At 58.9% G+C, this 20,179-nt stretch carries 15 protein-coding genes and 5 pseudogenes; 8 read left to right on the forward strand and 12 right to left on the reverse strand.

The window, feature by feature from the left end; genetic code table 11:
- Positions 1–70: 70 nt before the first annotated feature.
- A pseudogene (locus NKH91_RS28010) lies at positions 71–377 on the reverse strand (integrase core domain-containing protein); the annotation flags it as partial.
- Between the two features lie 236 nt (positions 378–613).
- On the opposite strand from NKH91_RS28010, the gene NKH91_RS28015 reads away from it, so the two are divergent.
- Positions 614–1,495: an IS110 family RNA-guided transposase gene (locus NKH91_RS28015; protein WP_352885372.1), complete on the forward strand. Its 882-nt coding sequence runs from the start codon at positions 614–616 to the stop codon at positions 1,493–1,495.
- Positions 1,496–1,864: 369 nt separating this feature from the next.
- Here the strand turns inward: NKH91_RS28015 and NKH91_RS28020 are convergent.
- The 3 genes and pseudogenes from NKH91_RS28020 to NKH91_RS28030 form a co-directional block, all read right to left on the reverse strand.
- Positions 1,865–2,245, reverse strand: a pseudogene (locus tag NKH91_RS28020) (MFS transporter).
- Entirely contained in the window at positions 2,127–2,372 is a 246-nt protein-coding gene (locus tag NKH91_RS28025; RefSeq protein WP_352885373.1) for an MFS transporter, read from the reverse strand. The pseudogene NKH91_RS28020 and the gene NKH91_RS28025 overlap by 119 nt, the downstream one beginning before the upstream one ends.
- Before the next feature lie 73 nt (positions 2,373–2,445).
- Positions 2,446–2,529 (reverse strand): annotated as a pseudogene (locus NKH91_RS28030) (MFS transporter); the annotation flags it as partial.
- 492 nt (positions 2,530–3,021) lie between these two features.
- Here NKH91_RS28030 and gabT point away from each other — a divergent pair.
- From gabT to NKH91_RS28055, 5 genes are all read left to right on the forward strand, one after another.
- Positions 3,022–4,317, forward strand: a complete 1,296-nt coding sequence (gabT, locus tag NKH91_RS28035; protein WP_352885374.1) for a 4-aminobutyrate--2-oxoglutarate transaminase — start codon at positions 3,022–3,024, stop codon at positions 4,315–4,317.
- Positions 4,318–4,686: 369 nt separating this feature from the next.
- Positions 4,687–5,880, forward strand: coding sequence for an SAVED domain-containing protein (locus tag NKH91_RS28040; protein WP_352885375.1), 1,194 nt, complete (start codon positions 4,687–4,689; stop codon positions 5,878–5,880).
- Between the two features lie 13 nt (positions 5,881–5,893).
- The gene (locus NKH91_RS28045) at positions 5,894–7,111 is read left to right on the forward strand and encodes a nucleotidyltransferase domain-containing protein (protein ID WP_352885376.1); all 1,218 of its coding nucleotides are present in this window, start codon (positions 5,894–5,896) and stop codon (positions 7,109–7,111) included.
- Positions 7,104–8,891, forward strand: a complete 1,788-nt coding sequence (locus NKH91_RS28050; RefSeq protein WP_352885377.1) for a ThiF family adenylyltransferase — start codon at positions 7,104–7,106, stop codon at positions 8,889–8,891. The genes NKH91_RS28045 and NKH91_RS28050 overlap by 8 nt, the downstream gene beginning before the upstream one ends.
- A complete protein-coding gene (locus tag NKH91_RS28055) occupies positions 8,888–9,454 on the forward strand; it encodes a Mov34/MPN/PAD-1 family protein (protein ID WP_352885378.1) in 567 nt (188 codons plus the stop codon). The genes NKH91_RS28050 and NKH91_RS28055 overlap by 4 nt, the downstream gene beginning before the upstream one ends.
- A gap of 411 nt (positions 9,455–9,865) precedes the next feature.
- On the opposite strand, the gene NKH91_RS28060 is transcribed toward NKH91_RS28055, so the two are convergent.
- From NKH91_RS28060 to NKH91_RS28070, 3 genes are all read right to left on the reverse strand, one after another.
- Positions 9,866–12,076 carry a N,N-dimethylformamidase beta subunit family domain-containing protein gene (locus tag NKH91_RS28060; RefSeq protein ID WP_352885379.1) on the reverse strand — a complete coding sequence of 737 codons (2,211 nt, stop codon included), beginning with the start codon at positions 12,074–12,076 and terminating at the stop codon, positions 9,866–9,868.
- Positions 12,069–12,386 carry a N,N-dimethylformamidase alpha subunit family protein gene (locus NKH91_RS28065; RefSeq protein ID WP_155929870.1) on the reverse strand — a complete coding sequence of 106 codons (318 nt, stop codon included), beginning with the start codon at positions 12,384–12,386 and terminating at the stop codon, positions 12,069–12,071. The genes NKH91_RS28060 and NKH91_RS28065 overlap by 8 nt, the downstream gene beginning before the upstream one ends.
- Before the next feature lie 293 nt (positions 12,387–12,679).
- Entirely contained in the window at positions 12,680–14,332 is a 1,653-nt protein-coding gene (locus NKH91_RS28070) for an ABC transporter substrate-binding protein (protein ID WP_352885380.1), read from the reverse strand.
- A gap of 85 nt (positions 14,333–14,417) precedes the next feature.
- Between NKH91_RS28070 and NKH91_RS28075 the strand changes: the two genes are divergently transcribed.
- Positions 14,418–14,711 carry a hypothetical protein gene (locus tag NKH91_RS28075; protein WP_352885381.1) on the forward strand — a complete coding sequence of 98 codons (294 nt, stop codon included), beginning with the start codon at positions 14,418–14,420 and terminating at the stop codon, positions 14,709–14,711.
- Positions 14,712–15,135: 424 nt separating this feature from the next.
- On the opposite strand, the gene NKH91_RS28080 is transcribed toward NKH91_RS28075, so the two are convergent.
- Both NKH91_RS28080 and NKH91_RS28085 read right to left on the reverse strand, forming a co-directional pair.
- On the reverse strand, positions 15,136–15,864 hold the full coding sequence (locus NKH91_RS28080; protein WP_352885382.1) for an SDR family NAD(P)-dependent oxidoreductase: 729 nt from the start codon (positions 15,862–15,864) through the stop codon (positions 15,136–15,138).
- Positions 15,861–16,409 (reverse strand): SDR family oxidoreductase, encoded by a 549-nt coding sequence (locus NKH91_RS28085; protein WP_352885392.1) that lies wholly within the window; start codon positions 16,407–16,409, stop codon positions 15,861–15,863. Before NKH91_RS28085 ends, NKH91_RS28080 begins: the two co-directional genes overlap by 4 nt.
- A gap of 915 nt (positions 16,410–17,324) precedes the next feature.
- Here NKH91_RS28085 and NKH91_RS28090 point away from each other — a divergent pair.
- A complete protein-coding gene (locus NKH91_RS28090) occupies positions 17,325–18,614 on the forward strand; it encodes an ATP-grasp domain-containing protein (protein WP_352885383.1) in 1,290 nt (429 codons plus the stop codon).
- A gap of 257 nt (positions 18,615–18,871) precedes the next feature.
- Here NKH91_RS28090 and NKH91_RS28095 read toward each other — a convergent pair whose 3' ends face one another.
- From NKH91_RS28095 to NKH91_RS28105, 3 genes and pseudogenes are all read right to left on the reverse strand, one after another.
- Complete coding sequence (locus NKH91_RS28095) at positions 18,872–19,174, reverse strand: ATP-binding protein (protein WP_352885394.1); 303 nt, start codon at positions 19,172–19,174, stop codon at positions 18,872–18,874.
- A gap of 31 nt (positions 19,175–19,205) precedes the next feature.
- A pseudogene (locus NKH91_RS28100) lies at positions 19,206–19,565 on the reverse strand (ATP-binding protein); the annotation flags it as partial.
- A pseudogene (locus NKH91_RS28105) lies at positions 19,471–20,094 on the reverse strand (Mu transposase domain-containing protein); the annotation flags it as partial. The pseudogenes NKH91_RS28105 and NKH91_RS28100, both read right to left, overlap by 95 nt.
- Between the last annotated feature and the right edge of the window lie 85 nt (positions 20,095–20,179).

Consider the following 20,179-nt stretch of genomic DNA (forward strand, 5'->3'; position numbering starts at 1 on the left):
GGTCTCGAAACTGTTGAGAAACTCCAGAAGGTCAAATCCTCGGCTCAAATCTGGGGTTTTTGGTAGATATCTAGTTGTTTAGTCCCGGCATTTGCTGGAGCGGATTTACGATGAACTGTTGGGGCTGGTCAGGCCATGCTTTGCAGATGAACTCGTAGGGCGTGAGCCCCTTGAGGGTTTTGAGCCTGCGGGCGAAGTTGTAGGCGGCGACGAAGTCGGTGAGGTGCTGCCGGAGCTGATCGTGGCTCTCGTAGTAAAAGCGTTTGACGGTCGCGTCCTTGATGGTCCCGCTCGACCTGGCCGTTGGTCCACGGATGCCTTACCTTGGTCGTGCGGTGCTCGATATCGTTCTTGGCGCAGGTGAGCTCGAAGGCATGGGCCCAGACAGTCTCGCCATTGCCGAGAGCCTCCTTGATGAGAGGTACGGCCGACCCGCCTGCACCGGGCGTGGTGAACTGGATGCCGTAGCACCTAAGGAATGAAGGATGAGAGGCAACCGAGACATCGGTGCGCGCAGCTTTTCGCTGCAGGCGCGCACCGATCGAGGTGGCCATGGGCAGTCGAAGAATCTCTAGAATGTGAATGTTCACAACCCATTCCGGAGAGACCGACCATGCTGCCTCATTGGCCTGGAAGCGTGTGGCTCAGCCCATCACTGGCTCGCGAACTGACGAAGTTCGGCCATGACGTGCGGTTGATGCCGCCAGCCTATGTGAAGGCTTACGTGCGTCGTCAGAAGAACGACGCTGCCGATGCAGCAGCCATCTGCGAGGCGGTGACGCGTCCTTCCATGCGTTTTGTGCCGGTGCGATCGGTCGAGAACCAGGCGGGCCTCATGCATCACAAGGTGCGCGAACTTCTGGTGGCTCAGCGCACGCAACTGCTCAATGCTCTTCGCAGTCATCTGGCCGAAATCGGGATCATCGCCGCGCAAGGACCGAACAACGCACGCGCTTTGGCTACCCTCGTCATCGAGGGCAACGACATGATCCCGGCAGCCGTGAGTTCGGCATTGTTGCCTTTGGTGCACCAATTGACGGAACTCGATGACGAGATCAGGCAGAGCGATCAGGCAATTATGGCCCTCGCTAAAGCTGATGAAACGGCACGCCGCCTGATGACCGTTCCTGGCACCGGTCCCGTCACTGCCTCCGCCCTTGTGGCGAGTGTCCAGGATATCTCCGCCTTCTCGGGCCCGCGCGAATTCGCTGCTTTTTTAGGGCTCACGCCAAGGCAGAACTCCTCCGGCGGAAAGGAACGGCTGGGACGCGTCTCCAAGATGGGAAACCGATATTTGCGCAAGCTGCTCGTGGTCGGCGCGCACGCCGTTCTCTTCCATCGCAGACGCAGCAGTGATGCGTTGAGAAGCTGGGCAGATCGCCTCTTGGAGGCCAAACCCTTCAAGCTTGTCGCCGTGGCAACGGCCAACAAGCTCGCCCGTATCGTCTTCGCACTCATGCGCGACGTGACACACTATGCCGGCACACCGGCGTAACGACAGCATCGGCTAAGGCCGGGACCGGAATCGAGGGTGACAATGACGTGATGGGAACAGACGAGAATGGATCCTGAAAGCCTGCAGCATAGTCGGAGCTTCGATCTCGCTCTCTTGATCAGGCCAAAGGATCAGCGGATACCATCAGGGCCAGCGGTCACAAGACCGCAACAACAGGCCGGAGACATGACCGCACCCGCGACTATCCCATCGCCAAAAACAAACCCTTGATCTGCGGGCGCCGTCCAGACATGACTATGCTGTATCGCTCGACGGATTGCCTCTGTCGTCGTGGCGCTGCCGTGTAGAACTTGGCCCATAGTGCCTCCTTCCATTCGGAAGAAAATAATGCACCATCAAAGCTCGGGATCAAACAACTAGCCGTTCTTGTGACAAGATTCGTCTGAAGAGGTTATTGGAGATGCCGGCCAAGACAGCGCCTGTCCCGAAGCCGGCCATGAGCGCGTCATAGGCGACGGGCCCTCCTCCCAGCTGATCGCGGAAAATTAGGGGCAGCAGCGCGAGTATGGCGATGCTTGCCAGGCCAAGAGGGTTCCACGAGTGATCGCCGCCTTGATTTCCGATGACATCGCCGTGAAGCGCAGCCCGTCATAGATCGCCGTCCTCAGGATCACGCGGGAGAGGCGAGGACCGAGCCTTCCGCTTGCATCGCCATATGGTGACCAGAGGGACCAGATAGGTGAGCGTGGTTACGGCGAAAGCCGTCAGAAGCCCGAATGAGGCAACCACGATGCCCCCCGAGCGCCGGGCCAACGGTCCTTACAGTGTTGAAGCCGAGCGAGAGGAGGGTAACGGCAGCAGGAACATCGCGTCGGGTCCACAATGTCGCCAACCGAGGCCTGCCAAGCAGGATCATTGAGAGCGCCGCCGCGACGGCTGAAATTGTCGGCGATGGCCCCCGACGAAGACATAGAATAATACGCAGGTAGCGTCGATGAGGCCTGCACCAGCGCAACCATCAGATCGGATATCGAGATCGTGGCCATCAGCCAGCTCATGGCAACAGTCTGCATCAGCCAACGAAGACTTGAGACCTGCGTGGCGAGCCAGATGAACGAAAGGTTCGGTTCTTGAGCGGCGCAAACGCCCCTGGCAAAATTACATCCGCATCTGCGCCAGCCACTTCGCTCATCTCTGTGCCGTTGCCTTTCGTCTACTGGTCCAGTTGCCCTGGCGTGTCGTCCAGCGGGATCATCTGGTGACCGGGCAAGCTTTTCGGAGCGCGGGCAAATTGGCGAGCGCCACTGGCCATTTCCACCCGTCAGCCACCTCCCTGCACATGCGCGAGCGACGGCCGTTCACGTAGTACGCCTCTACCGATCCACCTCGGGAGGCACTCGAATTAAACTCAATCGGCAGGCTATTTTTTTGCCTCTCTGCAAGGTCTCGATACGTGCTAATCGTCCCTAACCCTTTGATCGTGCGCTGCTAATGGGCAGGTCCAAAAAGCTGGCGACTAAAAGGCCCGCAGCCAAGTAATTTGCCTGTTGGCAGAGGAACAAAATATGAGCGTCACAAACCGCGAACTTGAGAGCAGGCGCATAGCGGCGGTTCCCAGTGGTGTAGCGTGCGCGTTCCCGATATTCGCTGATAGAGCTCTTAACGCAGAGCTTTGGGACGTTGACGGACGACGTTACATCGACTTCGTGGGTGGTATGGGTGCCCTCGCTGTTGGTCATTCGCATCCTGGAATCGTAGCAGCGGTTCGCGATCAGTTGAATCGCTTCACTCACACCTTTTTTGGAACTGCCCCTTATGAAGGCTATGTTGCCTTGGCCGAGCGACTAAATGCTCTTGCACCGATGGCTCCAGCCAAGACCCTGCTCGTTACAACCGGCGCGGAGGCAGTCGAGAACGCAGTTAAGATCGCTCGTTACCACACGGGCCGCCGGGGAATTGTTGTCTTTAGCGGAAGCTTTCATGGCCGAACGCTCCTGACACTAGGAATGACAGCTCAGGTAAACCCTTACAAAATGGGTTTTGGTCCATTTCCAGGAGACATTTATCGTGTTCCGTTCCCGTACGCTTATCGCGGAATCAGCACGCAAGACGCCCTGTCAGCCCTCCATGCTCTGTTTGAAACAGAACTCAATGCCTCAGAAGTAGCCGCAATTGTTATTGAGCCGGTGCAGGGCGAAGGCGGATTCCTGCCGGCGTCCTCTGAATTCCTTAAAGCCCTTAGACAGATCTGCAATACTCACGCCATAGTGTTGGTCGCTGATGAGGTCCAGTCGGGTTTCGGACGGACGGGCAGACTTTTCGCCATAGAAAACTTTGACGTTCAGCCGGATTTGATAGCTGCCGCCAAGAGCCTTGCGGGCGGCCTGCCACTTGCAGCTGTGATCGGCAAGGCCGAGATCATGGACTCGGTTCACCGGGGGGGGCTTGGGGGTACTTACGCGGGTAATCCATTGGCATGCGCAGCCGCACTGGCAGTCCTAGACGTTGTTGAGAACGAAGGATTGCTCACTCGGGCGGAAGAAATCGGTGCGCGCCTACAAGCGGGATTGGAGCGCCTCCGAATTAGAAGCAACCATGCAGAGATCGGCGAGATCCGGAGGCTCGGCGCAATGATTGGCATAGAATTGGTTAGGGATAGCGTCAGCCGCGAGCCAGCGACAGATGTCACTGCGAGAATCATCCAAGAAGCCGCTCGAAACGGCCTGCTGCTGGCCTCGGCAGGACGCTTTCACAACGTGATCCGCTTTCTTGTGCCGCTCACAACTTCGAACGACATTTTGGACGAAGCCATATCTATCCTTGGTCGATCAATGGAAGATATGTCTGAACTCCCAGCCTAGCACGAAGGCGAGGCACGCGTAGGGTAACCAGTGGAGCCGCCGACCGCCTCGTAATAGCTGGCGGGTCGGATTCACACGGCCCCGTTTCGGCACAGTTGATCTATGAGTGCTGCGCCGATTTGGGAGCGCCCTGTCGTCGGGAAGCACGCCTTGCAGATCGGGCACCTAAAGTTGTGTGCCCGGAAGCGAATGTTGTGTTCCTGCGGCGCCCACCCAAGGTAAGTCCCCTGAAATTTAGGTCCCCGTTTTGGGCAACGTAAGTTCGCTACTCGGCGCGCCGAGTAGCCGAGGAATAACTGAGGTTTCGCGGCCCGCTCAGGCTTGCCGCAAAATCAAACGAAGCGCACATCAACCGCGAGACGAAAAAACATGAGTCTGGTTGCAGAACCCGAGATGAAAGATCAGGTGCCAGCAGAGCCGCGTCGCGGACGCCGGCGGCCGCTACCCGACAAGGTCAAGAACATCGTATGGGGCCGCGCTGCGGGACGGTGTCAATATGCGGGATGCAATGCCCTATTGATCGGCGACGAGGTGTCGGGAGCTGTCAACGCTAACGCGGCCTATATCGGGCACATCATTGCGGACTCGGAGGATGGGCCGCGAGGCGATCCGATTCTATCACCCAAACTTGCCCAGGAGCCGGATAACCTGATGCTCGTCTGCGACCGTCACCACCGCGTTTTCGATCGCGAGATGGTTGCTGAGCATCCCGCCGATGTCTTGATGGCAATGAAGCGTCGTCACGAAGACCGAATCCGGACGGTCACAGGCATCGACCAGGATCTGAGCAGTCATGTCATTCGATACGCTGCGAGGATCGGGACCAACGAATCTCCCGTGGCCAAAGGCGACCTCAAATGGTCGATGATCCCGGATCGCTATCCGCTTGACGACGGTTGGATAGATCTCGATCTCGCGACGCTCGATCTATCCGATCACGAACCGGATTTCTGGCGCATCCAGGTCCGCAACCTGCGGGCCAGCTTCGCCGAGAAAGTTCGCGGGCGGATGGAGCGGCAGGAAATCCGTCGCCTAACAGTGTTCGGATTGGCGCCGATCCCGCTCCTGATCGAGCTAGGGCGTCTGATCTCCGACATCGCAACTGCAGACGTCCGGCAGTTGCTGCGCAGCCCCAAGGGCTGGAGGTGGGACCCGAACGCTCCGCCGCTCCAGTTCAACGTCCTGCGGCCGTCCGGTTTGGAAGGCAAGGTCGCGCTGAAGCTGGCGGTCAGCGCACCCGTCGTAGACGATCGGGTCCACGCAGTGCTCGGCAACGATGCGGCGATCTGGTCCATCGCGGCCGACGGTGCCCATAACGACATTATGCGCAGCCAGGCTGATCTGGCCGTGTTCGCGCGTCTTTTCAGAATAACGCTGGACGCCATCAAGGTCGCCCATGGCGAGAACACGATCGTGCACGTGTTTCCCGCCGTTCCAGTTTCCGCTGCCGTCGAGGCTGGTCGCGCCTGGCAGCCGAAGGCGCACCCCACTCTCAAGATCTACGACCAAAACAAGAAGCACGGCGGCTTCATTTTCGCCCATGAACTTGAACACGCCGGCTAATCAGGAGTTTTTCATGAACATGCATTTGAGCCCGACGATCACCCCAGAGGCTGACGAAGTTCTCGAAGACCTCGCCAAAGAACTAGAGATTCCCGAACATCGATACGAACAGGCGGAGACGAGCTACAAGTCGCTGGGCGACTGGCTCAACCGACCCGAGTCGACAATTCGGCGATACGGGCCTCAAGTCCACGTCCAAGGGTCGTTCGGTCTCGGCACCGTCACGCCACCGCTCACTTCGGACGAGCACTACGACATCGATGCCGTCTGCGAGTTTCAACGCTTGACGAAGAACGAGACCACGCAGGCCAATCTAAAGCGCCTTCTCGAAATCGAGATGAGGCTGTACGCCCGCAGCAAGAACATGGTCAAGCCGCTGGAGGAGCATCGCCGCTGCTGGAGGCAACCGTACGCGGACGAAGCTCAATTCCACATGGACGTCACGCCCGGAATTCCGAATGGCGGCGAACTGACCCAACTCCTGAAAACGCGCGGCTTCGATACTTCGCTCGCCGAGACCGCGATGTCGATCACCGACAATCGCCACCCGCACTACCAGATTATCGCGGCCGATTGGCAGCGGTCGAATCCACGCGGCTATCTGAAATGGTTTCTGGCACGCATGGCCAAAGCCTACGACAAGCGGAAGAAGGAGCTTCTTCAGAAAGGGGTGAGGGCGGGCACCGAGCCGATTCCGGACTATCGGATCCGCACCCCGCTGCAGTACGCCATCATGATCCTGAAGCGCCATCGCGACATCATGTACATCGGCCGCAGCGACGAAAAGCCGATCTCGATTATCCTCACGACGCTCGCCGCCCACTCCTACGAAGGAGAGGAGAAGATCGCTGAGGCGCTGTTCGTGATCCTGAGGAAGATGGACAGCTTCATCGGGACCGCGGCGGACGGCAGCCGTCTCATCGCCAATCCCAGCGATCCGCTGGAGAACTTCGCTGACAAATGGAAGGAGCATCCGGAACGGGAGAAAGAGTTCCATAATTGGCTGCAAAGGGCCCGCGCCGATTTTGCGGCGGTGGCGCAGTTGTCCAACAAGCACCTGATCACCGAGCAACTTGCCAAGGGCGTCGGTGCCGACATCGCGGACCAGACGCGGCGGCGTTCGGCCGCTCGACTCAGTAAACCGGCCTTGCTGACCGCCGGCCTCGTCCGCAGCGAGGCGCAGGCGCAAACCTCGGCCGTCCGCATCGAGGGAGATCGCCGGAATGCCTGAGGGGGTCGACCCTCTCGCAAAGCGCTTCAAGGCAGCCGTCGGCGTCGTTGAATCACGCTGGCTGCAAGCTGGCTTGCGCCCGCGAAGGCTCGACGCCAGAGAACTTGCTACCTACCGGGGGCGCTCCGCCGAAATCGGCTGGCGTTTCGACTGCGACTTTTCCGATCGCCGGCGCCGGCTCGACGTTCTGGTGACTGCGGCCTTTCCTTTTGCGCCCGCGCGGATCGCGCTGGTCGACCGTCCGTCCTTTTTGACTTGGCCCCATGTCGAAAGCGACGGCGCGCTCTGTCTGGTGCCGGATCACGCCACGTTTCCCATCGACGATCCGTACGCAGGAATCGCCGAACTGCTTGAGATGACGTTCGATCTGATCGAAGCGCTGGTCCGCGGCGAGCGCAATGGCGACTTCCGAAGCGAGTTTCTCACATATTGGCATCATGCAGGACGCGGACCGGCGCGGACCATCCTGTCTCTGATCGAACCCGCGCCGCCATCGCGGATCGTCAGGATCTGGGAAGGCGCAAGAAGAACTATCATCGCTGACAATGACGACACGTTGCGCGCTTGGCTTCGCAATTTCGTTCCGGTAATCCCCGCAGCAGAGCTCCACTTCAATAGCGGTTTGCTTGTCTGGATGGACGTCGTCCCGCTGCCGTCCGAATACCCCTCCTCGGCGAAGGACGTCTACGATATCGCTGCCCGCGCCGGCGTCGCCGATCATCTCGACGAACTTGCCCGCGAGATGCGTCAACGGCTGATCGTGGTGCTGGGCACGAGTACTGAGAACGGACCTGCGCTCGCAACCACGGTCATCAATCGACCGAAGATCGTTCGTGGATCGGATCCACTGATCGCCGGGTTTCGCCCCTCGCGCGTGCCCGACAACGTCCTGCACGCCCGACTGTTCGGGGGAAATGCCGCCGAGCGCACCTCGGTCGAACGCGTCGATCCGACATGGGTCCATGGGCGCGACCGCGATCCGCGGATTCCCACGCTGCGCGGGGCGACCGTCGCCGTTCTCGGATGCGGATCAGTCGGCGGACCGGTTGCGATGACGCTGGCCCGAGCCGGCGTCGGCAAGCTCATCCTCGTCGACAAGCAGACCTTCACGGGCGCCAATGTCGGCAGACACCCCCTCGGAGTCGGCTCGATCGGCGCAGCCAAGACAATCGAACTCGCGAAGCGTATCCGCTCGGACCTTCCGCACATCGAGGTGGAGTGTCATAACTCGCTCGTGCAGGACCTTCTGCTTCGCGCCGACTGTCCCCTCGCCGGTGTCGACCTCATCGTCTCGGCACTTGGCGATTGGCCGAGCGAATCCCTTCTCGACGAATGGCAGGCTGTCCAAAAAACGCGACGCTTTCCGATCGTTTACGGTTGGACGGAGCCGCATGCCGCTGCCGGACACGCGATCGTCGTCTCCGGCGTCGGCGACCGCTTGCGCGACGGGCTGGATACCACCGGATCGCCGCACCTCGTCGCCACATGTTGGGCACATGAAACCCTCCGGTACGAGCCTGCCTGTGGAGCGGCGTTCGATCCCTACGGCCCTGTCGAGTTGGGATTCATCACCTCGATGGTCGCGCAGACCGCACTCGACGCCCTTCTCGGTCAGGCGGCATCGGCTACACATCGCATCTGGCTCGCGCGCCGCACCTTCGTTGAAGCTGCGGGCGGCGCATGGAGCGACGAACTGCGAGCCATCGCTCCGCAAGCGCTCGACGGCGCAACCATGATCGAAAGACGATGGAGCCGGGCCGCGAAGGATCTGGCGGCGTGATCTCCTTCGACATTGGACAATCGGGACAGTCGCTCGCGTTCAGCGACAGCGTTCTGGAGCACTTCAACCAACACCGTCAAACCCGCTTTTGGCACAAGGAGGCCGGTGGACTGCTATTTGCACGATTTCAGCTTCCGGTGATCGACATCGACGTTGCTACCGGCCCGAGGCGCGGAGATCGACGGACCCGCTATTCTTATCGGCCCGACGAGGGGGCCGAACAGCGTGAGATCAATGACATGTTTTCGCGAGGGCGGCATTTCGTAGGCTGCTGGCATACGCACCCAGAGGATATCGCATCGCCTTCGTGTATCGACCGCCGAAACATCGCCGATTGCGTGCGCCGCTCCTACCACGCGCTGAATGGCTTCATCATGGTGATCGTGGGCAGGAATCCAATTCCGGACGGAATGTGCGTTTCTGTGTGCGACAAATCTTCCGTCTACGAGTTGGCATTTTCGCGAAACGCCGCGTCGATCGATTCTTCACTTCATCTACCCGCAGCTTGGCGCACCTTGAATGAAGCTCGGCAGATCTTCGAATGCCAGATGGCAGAGATATAAACCGAACGACAAAATCTCAACCAAGAGTAATAGCCGTTCGTCACTGGCGAGTGTGTTCTTGCGAGGCTCAGTAGTGTATTTTTTCTGTTGCCGCGCGGGCCGACCATAAGGGCCAGTGTGTTCCGTTCGCACAAGAGCTTCAGTGCACTAACCATGCCCTCCAATAATATCTGGCGAAAGCTCGCGCCGGGACGTGGCTACGAAATCGGCGTCAGGACATTCCTGTTCTGTCGACGTGAAAAATCCCCGTCGAGCAGCGGTTCGAAGTGGTCCAGAACAGGGGATCGATGCCTGCTTCCTGCGTCAGTTGTAATGTCAGAGGCGGCTCATCGAACGCGATCTGGCACCCGGAGGGTCACGAGAGGTTGACAATTAGGCTATCAGATATCTGCCTTAAGCGGCTGCCGCGATTCAGTCAGGCATTTGGAAGGGTGTCGGATCGCGAAAGCGGCGTAACACGTTCTCAGATATGCGTGCGACATTGTTGACATAGCCGGCGTGCGGGAGGCAACTGCCCCAAGCTATCGAGCCTACAGAAAAGACCGCGCCGCCTGCGGGTGTCTCAAAGAACGTCATATCCGCACGAATGGGCTCCCTTGGGGCATAATTCCATAGTCTGGTGAAATAATTAAGGCCGCCAAGTATGCGCGCGTAAGAACTGCCGTGTTGCTCGGAGGCGGCTACCACGAGTGCGTGACGGGGTGTACCGAGCTCCTCATTGACCACATCGATCTCGAGTCCGGCGGCTCCGCCGATGATGCCGAAATCGCCAATGACCTCTTCTGTTATGCCCTCGAAAATGAATCGAGCTCGGGCATCGTCACTGACGGCGAGACGACGATAATAACTGCCCCGATCGAAAGCTTCTGTCAGATATCCCACGCCTACCAGCGATTGTTCGGGTCTGCCTAAGTCCGGCCACATGCCGCAGAGGCGGCCAGTAAAACTGCTATGGGCTTCGCCAGCACCAAAGCGGCCGTTTCCTGAATGGCGCCGCCTGAATTCAACCAGGCCTTTTCGTTGAGGATGATAATCGATCGCACTGGTAAACCCGTTCCCGCCGAGGTACATGAGCCGTCCACCTCGATTGAGAAAGTCATCGAGGGCCTGCAACATCGGCAGCGACCAATATTCAGGATGACTCCCGGTAATAAGTACCCGACATTTGTCCAGTGCGGCCAAGCCCTCGCGGTCGAGGTCTTCGTCTGTCAGTATATGGTGATCCGGAGCCACGCGGGCGAGCCAGCCTAGCAAACAAAGGTCAATCTGGAAGTTCCAAAGCCACCCTCCAGGCTGGAGATTCACCACCGGCCGTCGCAGCGAGCCAATGCACCGCTCGCTGCCATCATCGTGCGGATCGTAGAGCGACTTACCTATGCCCGGGTGTTCGAAAGCCAGCAGATCGAGCGGCGTGTACGAGGACGCGATGCAACCGAGGTTATACTCGTTCGTTTGCCGCTGCATGGTCAAGTTCGCGTAGCACGCATACGTTGCAGTCGGGGCCAGAAAGGCAACATCGCTGGTGGCGTCGGCAGACTGCCGCACAAAGAACGGAACATAAAACTCTGCATCCGCGCCGCGTAGACGCGCGGCGTAGCAGCCGCTGGGCCAATCGGTCGGCACGGTAAGCCTCAGGTCTTCCTGCCAGCCGGGATTTTCAATATCGTCGTGGTGGAAGTGAGCCGCGCCGTACTGTTCAGGCGCGCGGCGCCAATCCATCGTTGGGCTTTCCCAAGCCGATCCCTGGACAGCGCGGGTGGGCTGATTGATGCACACGCCGTCATGACCAGAGCCTGATTCATCTGGAACGATTTCTGATACTGGCTCGCCCAGCAGATTCCAATCGCCGAGACAGGGCCAATTCAAAGGTTCAGTCGGCTTGCGTGATGCCAAATCGCTGAGTTCTTCGAGCGACAGTGCCGCAGCCAGAATCCGGGGGCGCTCGATTTTGCCATTGAAATGGTGGCAAGGAAATCCGTCGCCATCCCGCTCGGCGGCTATTAGAAGGCGGCCATCGCCATTCGCAGGCGGCTCTACGTCATCCACAGTAAGCCAGTTCGCGCCAACATGGTCATGCGTCCCGGAAGCGAGACGATGCGCAACGACCAGCAATTGACCGCGCTGGGCATCATAGCTAAGCGCAACGAAGCTCCAGAGCCAGAGAGACAAGGGACTGGCCAGGCGATAGATCCGTGGCTCAACTGGATTCCCCAGGATTGCTGCCAGGCAGCCGTCTGCCTCCAGCCGCAATGCCATCCCCCCGTCCCCTGCGGGGTTCAGCGTGCTGAGCAGGCAGCGCGGTTGGCCGGCAATAAGAGTCGGCATGATATTGGCGCAGACCGTTACCGACCCGAGATCCGCCAAGCGCTGCGACCCGTTGACCTCGATGTAGGAGCCGGCACGAATGGGCTGCTCGCGCCCGGGATAACGTGCTGCCTCCGGCGCCGCCATGACGGATGGGCGGAATGGTGGCATCTCCGGCCCGGCGTCGCAGCCGAGCAGCCGAACGAAGTCGCATTGGAAGCTGTCAAGTTTCAGACAGCTCACAGCGAACGCTATGCTTTCGCCAGGTTTAACGCTGTCGCGGTCGGCATAAGCGAGAATCGCTGGGCGATCAGACATCGTCACCTCCCTCCCGCATTGGGAGCGGCCCAATGAGGTGCTGCCAACGCTGTTTAAACACCCAGCACTCAACTTCCTCGCGCGATTGGAAACATGCCGGCGCCATGTCGACCACCCGCATGGGCAAATTCCGCGACCAGCGCGCAGCACGCCACTCGCTATACGGCCGCGTCATGATCGCGATCCATTTGCCAGCAAGCGGCTGTGAGCGCATCACGTCCAGAATAAAACGGAGCTCGGCGCTGTGGCGGCCGAAAGGTGCGACAAGGAACTCGCGGACCAGGTCAGAACGACCGGCAAACTCGGCCAAGGCAGAGCGGGCCGCAGTCGTACCGGCACTCTCAGGCGAGTACTGCGATTGAGAATTCCCGAACTCAGCGCTCGAACAGTCAACCGTCACCGTGGGGCTCCTAGCTTATTATGGCAATCCTTCGACTTGCGCCTTTGTCAGCCCAAGGCTATGCATCGGTGCCATCATCGTCTCAATATGCGACACTCTCGGCACCAGATAACACCTGCAGCACCAAACGGCACATTCACAGGTCGCAAGGTGCAGGGCTTCGTCACGTCCGACGAAGCCCCATAGTCGGGCTAGCTGTTGTCTCAGGCGGCCCCGTCGAGCCAAACCTTACCCAGGTCGATCTCAAATGTCGGGTGCATGGCGTAGCCCCTGACTTGCTTTGTCGAATGATTAAACAGGGAAAGCCAATAGGGCTGAATGATTATGCCGGAGTCCTGCAGGAGTGTTTCAATATCCTGCATGAGCGCCTTGCGTTTCTGCGGATCCGGAACCGCCAACGCCGAGTCGAGCTTCTTATCGAATTCCGGGTTTGACCATGCCGCCTCATTCCATGCTGCGCCGCTGCGATAGGCAAGGGCCAAGACTTGTACGCCCAACGGCCGCATATTCCAATTTGTTGTCGAAAGCGGGTACTTCAACCAATCGTTCCAAAAAGTGCTACTGGGTATAACCGTACGCTTCACCTTGAATCCGGCCTCGCGCAACTGCGCGGCAATCACGTCGCCCGTGTCCTTATGCCAATCCTCGTCATTACTTATAATCTCGTGTTCGAATTCCGTCTGACCCGCTTCGGCCATAAGGCGCTTGGCAGCCTCAATATCCCGTTTCTTTCCCGGAACCGGGTAAAATTCGGGATGTAATGGCGCAACATGATAGTTCGCGGCAATGGTGCCGTAGCCATTGGCGGCAAGTTGCAGCACAGCACCATTGTCGACCGCCAACTGCAGTGCATTGCGCACCCGCTGGTCGTCGTACGGCTTAGTAGTGACGTGGGCGCGACACACTAGCGTCGTGGAAGTTTTCGCCTCAGACTTCACCAACCCGAGGTCATCAAATGTAGTTACATTGCTTGCGAACGTCTGATAGTTCGCATCTACTTCACCTGATTCGAAAGCGCTCAGAAGAGCGGACGGATCGCTGCCATAGTCAATGAATTGCACTTCGTCGAGGTAGGCTTCACCGCCCCACCAGCTTCCATTTGTTCGACGCTTCAGGACGGCCTTTTGACCCACGTCCCATGACACTAGTTCAAACGGCCCGGTGCCAACGGGGTGTGCGACGAGGTCCGACCCGTTCTTTTCGTAGTCACGGTGAACAATGAGCGCGGGATAGTCGGCAAACCCCGGAATAATCGTAATATCGGGTTTGGGAAGGTTAAGTTTAACCGTGTGATCGTCAACTTTTGTAATGGCGCCCTCTAGCGCCTTGCCTGTCTTTTCATCAACGAGCGTGGCCATACGCGCAGCCATTGAGTTCCCAGGCACGTCCCTTTCACACCAGCGCAGCAGGTTAGACACTACGTCATCTGCGGTGAAATCGTCGCCATTGTTCCACTTGACGCCCTTCCGCAGTTGCAGGATATATTCCGTCGCGTCCTCATTCGTTTCCCAACTCTCAAGAAGCCTGGGTTCGAAAGTGTATCCCGTAGTATAATTGACCAACGGTTCTAGGAATTGGCGACAAATATTCGCTAAATCCGGAAGGTCATTTAGGCGCGGGTCCTTCTGACCATTGACCTGCATAGAAATCCGCAGAGTTCCGCCTTTCTTAGGCAGTTCTGCGGCATGCGCCGGCGGCATTGCATCCAGCATCGAGTACGCCATGGCTGTCGACGCACCGAAGACGGAAGCGAGCGCCAGGAACTCGCGCCGGTCCATTCCGCCCTTTTTTGCCTCCTCGGCAAGGCTGTCGAAGACCTTAGGCATGGGTTTGCCATGCTCAGTAAAATGCCCCATTTGAACCTCCCGAATTGGCTAAGGACAGCGGCTTTGTACCAGCACAGATAGCGCCAGGAACTTCGGCACGCTAAGACAGAAAGCTGTGCTTTTTGCCGCTGTTGCGCCATTCACGCACCGCAAGTTACAGAAAACAGCGCACGGGGCCATTCGAATTAAAATCAACCGGCAGGCGATTTTTTTTGCAAGTTCGTCGTCTGATTGGTTCGACGTTACCGCGTGGATGACCGGTCCGGTTTCCTCGTTTTGGTTAAACCTGACTTACTCTTATCCGGTCGATAGCTTGCCGCGCCTGCTTTTCGGCCTATCGCGCGTTGCGCGACGATTTGAACCTCGTCTCGAGACCGTTGTCTTGCCGCCGCGCGATGCAGCTACATGAACCGTGTCGGCTGGGCCACTTCATCTCGGGAGTCGCCCCTGGGCCGAGCAAGCTACTGCAGGATCGCCCCTCACGGCCTGGACCATCAGGAACAGAAGTGTCACTGCGGTCAAATGATTGCGACCGCAAGGACAATGCGTTTCAGGAGATAGAGCCACAGCGTTTCAGGAGATAGAGCCACATGATTCCTGCCCGATCACATCGCTGAGTGGTGAAAGCAAGGACGATAAGAAACCTGCTGCTGTCCCGATCTTTGCGGAAACGATTCATGTCCATACCCGCATCAAAACCGTCGCCCCAGAAGTGGGACCAAAATGTGTCTTACACCCATATCTGACACGGCTCTGACAGGCTGCTTTCCGATGTCCTCCACGACATGAATATCGGCCGGCAACTTCTGCCGCTCAGTTCTGACAACTTACTTTCACGGAAGACTTAGTTTGGCAGTGCGGCCCCCATCCACGACAAAGATCTGGCCGGTGACGAATGCGGCCTCGTCGGAGGCAATCCATGCGACCATAGCCGCGACTTCCTCAACACGGCCGGTTCGACCCAACGGATGAATGGCACCCAGCCGCCCCCGCGCCTGCTCGGGCAAAGCGGCGACCAAATTGACGTTGAGATCCGTATCGATCCAGCCGGGAGCCACGCCGTTGCAACGCACCCCGTCTGGCCCGCCATCGACCGCCACGGCACGCGTCAGGCCATGGAGTCCTGCCTTGGAGGCAGAATAGGCCGCGTGCCTCGGGTTGGACGCCAATCCCTCAATCGAGCCGATATTGACGATGGCGCCGCGGCTTCTTCGAAGATGAGGCATGGCGCGACGGATCAGCAGGAAAGGAGCATCAAGATTGAGCGCCATTGTGCGTCGCCATTCGTCCAGCCCCGTCTCATCTACCTTCGCTTCAACCATGCGCCCAGCGTTGTTGACGAGGATATCGAGTCGGCCGGCTTGTTGAACGACATCATCAATGATCACGGCCGGAACGTCGGGGTCGCAAAGGTCCGCGACTATCGTTTCTATATGGCCAGCCTCCTCAAGCTGAACCGCAAAGACCCTGGCTCCCTCGCCGGCAAGCCTGTCGGCGATTGCCGCCCCAATGCCGCTGCTGGCGCCCGTCACCAGGGCCACCTTCCCCGCGAAGCGGGTCATGCTACAGCCTTTCCACCGTTCACCTCGACAAACGCGCCGCACATGCAACGCGCGGCATCGGACGCCAACAACAGGACAACATCAGCGATGTCTTCCGGCCGCACGACGCGACCACGCGGCACCGAGCCGTCCAAGTCGGCCACCGCCGTATTCGGGTCCAGCCCTCGTGCGGCGAAGCCGATGCGCAGCATCGGGGTGTCGCATTCGTTGCGGCAGACCGTGTTGACCCCGACACCCTCTCCCGCGCGGTCTCGGCCCATCCACTGCGTCAGCGACGCGAGCGCTGTCTTGGGCGGTGAAGTCGGCATCGCCCAGTGCGGCAAGATGGTTAGTTGCGTTTCTTCCTCGGATGGCTCCGACGCCTTGTAGCCAGCCACTTCGAGCGTGTGGTTCGCGACACCAAGGACAAATTTCTCAATCAGAGCTGACGGCTCTGTGGGCCTGATCTGACGGCCATGCGCAATATCGCACAAGGCCGCCGCCTCGGCTGCGCCCGGCGCGTCATTCGATGTCCGAAGTTTCAACCTGAATCGTGGTGAGAGCATCTGCACTGAAGCCGCTTTCGTGGTTGGGTGCCCGAGCCTCCGCCGTAGGCCAGTACGATTTGGCTCAGGCTCAAAGGCGTCGCTCAAAAATTCCCCAGTCCGTCCGATGCAGGCGAAATCGCCAGGGCGGCCGCGACCTGCCGTAAGAGACCGGAGGGAGCGTCGATTCGGTGCCGGGCGCCGGCTTCGTCCAGCAATTTCGATGGGACTCTGATTTTGTAATGTTCCACCAGGTGCACGACGCAGGTCGGTGAGGTACAGGACGTGGCGTGACACCCAAAGGGGGCCAGGCTTGGTGGCCCTCGCCACAACAATCCATCTCGTTCTAGAAGACCCTCGGCGAACAAAGCGTGCCAACCGAGAGCGCATTGCGCAGTGAATTCTCCCAAAGCTGCGCGCCGCGCCTGAGTTCCGCCATCTGCCGCAGAAGGTATCCTCTCGTCCATTAGGCTTCCCCTGGCCACGTGCTTGGCAACTACGCCGGGCGCTTTCAGCAATCCGCCACCGGCAGTTCCTGCTCCTAGCTAAGGAGACTCAAAAGTCATGCCAACTGAGCAGTAGGAGCGCCAGAAAAGAGTTCTACAGGGCATTCAAAGCCTTAAACGACAGTCATCAGGAGGCAAGCCGACCGACACCGTGTCACGGACGCGACAAAACCCACAGTTGTGCCGGCACCCTGCGTTTCCCAGCATTGCTCGGAATCCGTCAGTGTTGGAGCCAGTTCCAATCTCGTAGACTGACCAGCAGGTGGCCAATCCTACTTGCAACAAAACCTTCAAATGAGTTTGCAGGATCTTAGCGCCCGCAAATCACCGACACTGCTATTGTCACTGCCAAGTCCGAGGTCATCACGGCTAAACAACCCGGTGGCGACAGGCGCTGACCACACAATACGCAAAGGCAGGTCAACAACCAATGGCAACGAGAGCACTCATTCTGGTCGAAGGCGATCCAACGGGTACTGGTCTTCTCTACATCCAATCGGCCCAGCGTCTTGGCCTTCATCCAATTACCCTGTCGGCTGATCCAGCTCAGTATAGCTATCTTGAGAGGAAAGGGTACGAGGCAATCCGTGTCGATACAGACGATCTCGATGCGCTTATCCGTGAATGTTCCCGTATAGGGGCCACTTATGACATTGCTGGCATTACGTCCTCCCTGGAGGCGTTCTATGCAACAATTGGCAAGCTCTGCCAGTATTTCGATCTGCCGGGACCGAACCCCACATCGATTGAACGATGCTGCGACAAATTCACCCAACGTCAGCTCCTCGCGGAGGCCGGCGTTCCAGTACCTGCTTATCGCTTGGCAGAGAATGCGACAGACGTCGATAGCGCTGCCGCGGAGATCGGGCTGCCGGTGATTCTTAAGCCGGCCGTGGGCGCAGGCAGCAGAGGTGTCCGATTGTGCAGCGACGCCAATGAGATGACCCAACATACGACGTATTTGTTGGGCGGGAAACACATATGGCGGTGCTCGCCAAAGATACTGGTCGAAGAATTCGCACAAGGGCCACAGTATAATCTTGAAGTAATGGGAAATGAGGTCATTGGGGTTGCCGCCGCTGACTACGGCCCACCGCATTTCGTCTGTCGTGAACACATTTATCCGGCCCCTCTGACCGCTGACGAGTGTGAACGTATCACCGATGTTTCGTTGCGCTGTTTGCGAGCTCTCGGCCTTGGCTGGGGGCCAGCGAACATTGAACTCCGGTGGACGAAGCGTGGCCCAGTCATCATTGAAATCAATCCGCGTCTTGCGGGTTCGCCCGTTCCTCAACTGGTTCAGCTGGCTTACGATGTCGATCTTGTCACCGAGCACATCAAGCTTGTCATCGGCGACGAATGGGATTTGCGCAAAAGGCGTTCGCACACTGCGGCCGCGCGGTACCTAATTCCCGATTGCGACGGCACTCTCGATTGGATCAATGGCGACCGTCGGGCAGCTGCTATATCAGGTGTTGCGGAGGTCAAAATGTATGTTGAACCCAAGACACCGATCGTCAGGAAAGGCGATTACCGAGACCGGATCGGTCATGTCCTCGCCGCTTCGCCCACCCGTTCTCGGACCGAAGCGACACTTCAGCGTGCCGTCGACTTAATCGACTGGTCGATCACACCATTTCCGACCCTTGGCGAACAGGAACAGTCCCTGGGCCAAACCCTCTCTTCGTCGACGCCGCCGGTAAGAGATAATCGTTACTAAGCCCGCTTGATCTAGCAAACGGACAACGCGCCAAGCGAGGAGCGGCCATGACCACGCTACCTCGCTGGCGAAGGTGCAGCCGATGCAAGGCTTGTTTGTACAGGTGAGTGTATTGCAGCATGAGGGCACGATCGAGCGCGGAACTCAGGTGAGACGTGAGAGGGCGCTGCCGCTTGGCGTTGCATGTGCGTTTCCGGTATGCGCAAAACGCGCCCAAGGTGCGGAGAATTGGGACACGGACCGCCGATATATCGACTTCATCGGCGGCATGGGCGCTTGCGGTCGGATATTCGCATCTGAAGGCGGTTGACGCGGTCAGAATGCAACTGCAGCGCTTCACCCATACCTTCTTCGGCAGCATTCCTTATGACGGTTTCGTGCGGCTCGCCGAACGCCTCAAGAGCGCCTTGCCTGCGACGCGGATAGCCGAGTTCATCGAGCACGACGAAGTCGAGCCGGGTAAGATGATCGGCAATGCGGCCGTGCCGGCCGGCACGGGTCTCGGTTTCGAGAGTGTCGACCAGGTCGACGACATTGAAAGAAGCGGCCGCGCGCACCATTGCGGATCAATGATCGGGCAATGGCGATTGCTAGATGCGACTTGCCCGTGCCGCTGCCACCGACCAGGACAACATTGCGCTGATCGGCAACGAAAGCGCCGCCGGCGAGATCACGGATCAGGCTCTCGCGTACCGGTGAAGTCGAAGTCGTCGATGTCTTTCGCCAGCGGTAGCTTGGCGACGTGAGCTGGTATTTGATGGAGCGGGCCTGCTTCCCCGATATCTCGGCCTGGAGCAGATCACCGACGATCCTCGGCGGCTCGTGCTGCCGTTTGTTGGCAACGCCCATGATCTCGTCATAGGCCGAGCGCATCCCGTAGAGCATCGGCACTCCCATCGGGTCCAGCACTTCGGTGCGTTCCATGGCTGTTCGTCCTCCTAAGACTGTCATAGCGGGCGCAGTCGGCGATCGGCTTGTGAGCCAGCTTCAGCGCCTGTGGAATGGAAAGGATCGTGCCCGGCGCCGGATCTCGGCTACGGGCCAGGACGTTGAGGATCACCGCCGCCGATGAGACACCATGATCGAGGGCTTCCTGACAGGCCGCCTCGACCGCGTTCAATCCGTCACTCAGCACACAGGTGAGGATCGACACCATCTGACGGTCGCCGTCATCGGCAGCCTTGAGCTTGAGGCGCACCTTCTCCATGGCTCACGGCAGAACCCAGGCCCGGAACGGCGCGCCGTTGCGCAGTCCACCGGGCTTGCGGGCCAGAACCGGCACGTAGTGCCAGGGAGCGTAGATCACCTCGTTGCGCCGAAGCAGCGGGTATGTTCTCCAACGACGGCGCCGTTCCTGGCGGATGACGATCCGATCGGCATAAGCATGGATCTCAACCGGCCGGCCGACGGCGCTCGACAGCACCGAGTATTTGTTGTTGTCGAAGCGCACCGTGCAGGTCTTCGACACCGAGGCGGGAACGGGGACTGTCGGGAATTCTGTGCGCGAGGCCATGATGATGGAAAGGAGAGAATCATCGCATGGCTATTGAGAAGGAACTTCTGGA

It is taken from the genome of Mesorhizobium sp. M0894 (genome assembly GCF_040319725.1).
Taxonomy (GTDB): Bacteria; Pseudomonadota; Alphaproteobacteria; order Rhizobiales; family Rhizobiaceae; genus Mesorhizobium.

What these genes read in the sequence shown, in the direction of transcription:
- NKH91_RS28015 (WP_352885372.1), top strand. Translation starts at nt 614, where the DNA reads ATGCTGCCTCATTGGCCTGGAAGCGTGTGGCTCAGCCCATCACTGGCT.
- NKH91_RS28025 (WP_352885373.1), bottom strand. Translation starts at nt 2,372, where the DNA reads ATGATCCTGCTTGGCAGGCCTCGGTTGGCGACATTGTGGACCCGACGC.
- gabT (WP_352885374.1), top strand. Translation starts at nt 3,022, where the DNA reads ATGAGCGTCACAAACCGCGAACTTGAGAGCAGGCGCATAGCGGCGGTT.
- NKH91_RS28040 (WP_352885375.1), top strand. Translation starts at nt 4,687, where the DNA reads ATGAGTCTGGTTGCAGAACCCGAGATGAAAGATCAGGTGCCAGCAGAG.
- NKH91_RS28045 (WP_352885376.1), top strand. Translation starts at nt 5,894, where the DNA reads ATGAACATGCATTTGAGCCCGACGATCACCCCAGAGGCTGACGAAGTT.
- NKH91_RS28050 (WP_352885377.1), top strand. Translation starts at nt 7,104, where the DNA reads ATGCCTGAGGGGGTCGACCCTCTCGCAAAGCGCTTCAAGGCAGCCGTC.
- NKH91_RS28060 (WP_352885379.1), bottom strand. Translation starts at nt 12,076, where the DNA reads ATGTCTGATCGCCCAGCGATTCTCGCTTATGCCGACCGCGACAGCGTT.
- NKH91_RS28070 (WP_352885380.1), bottom strand. Translation starts at nt 14,332, where the DNA reads ATGGGGCATTTTACTGAGCATGGCAAACCCATGCCTAAGGTCTTCGAC.
- NKH91_RS28080 (WP_352885382.1), bottom strand. Translation starts at nt 15,864, where the DNA reads ATGACCCGCTTCGCGGGGAAGGTGGCCCTGGTGACGGGCGCCAGCAGC.
- NKH91_RS28085 (WP_352885392.1), bottom strand. Translation starts at nt 16,409, where the DNA reads ATGCTCTCACCACGATTCAGGTTGAAACTTCGGACATCGAATGACGCG.
- NKH91_RS28090 (WP_352885383.1), top strand. Translation starts at nt 17,325, where the DNA reads ATGGCAACGAGAGCACTCATTCTGGTCGAAGGCGATCCAACGGGTACT.
- NKH91_RS28095 (WP_352885394.1), bottom strand. Translation starts at nt 19,174, where the DNA reads ATGGTGCGCGCGGCCGCTTCTTTCAATGTCGTCGACCTGGTCGACACT.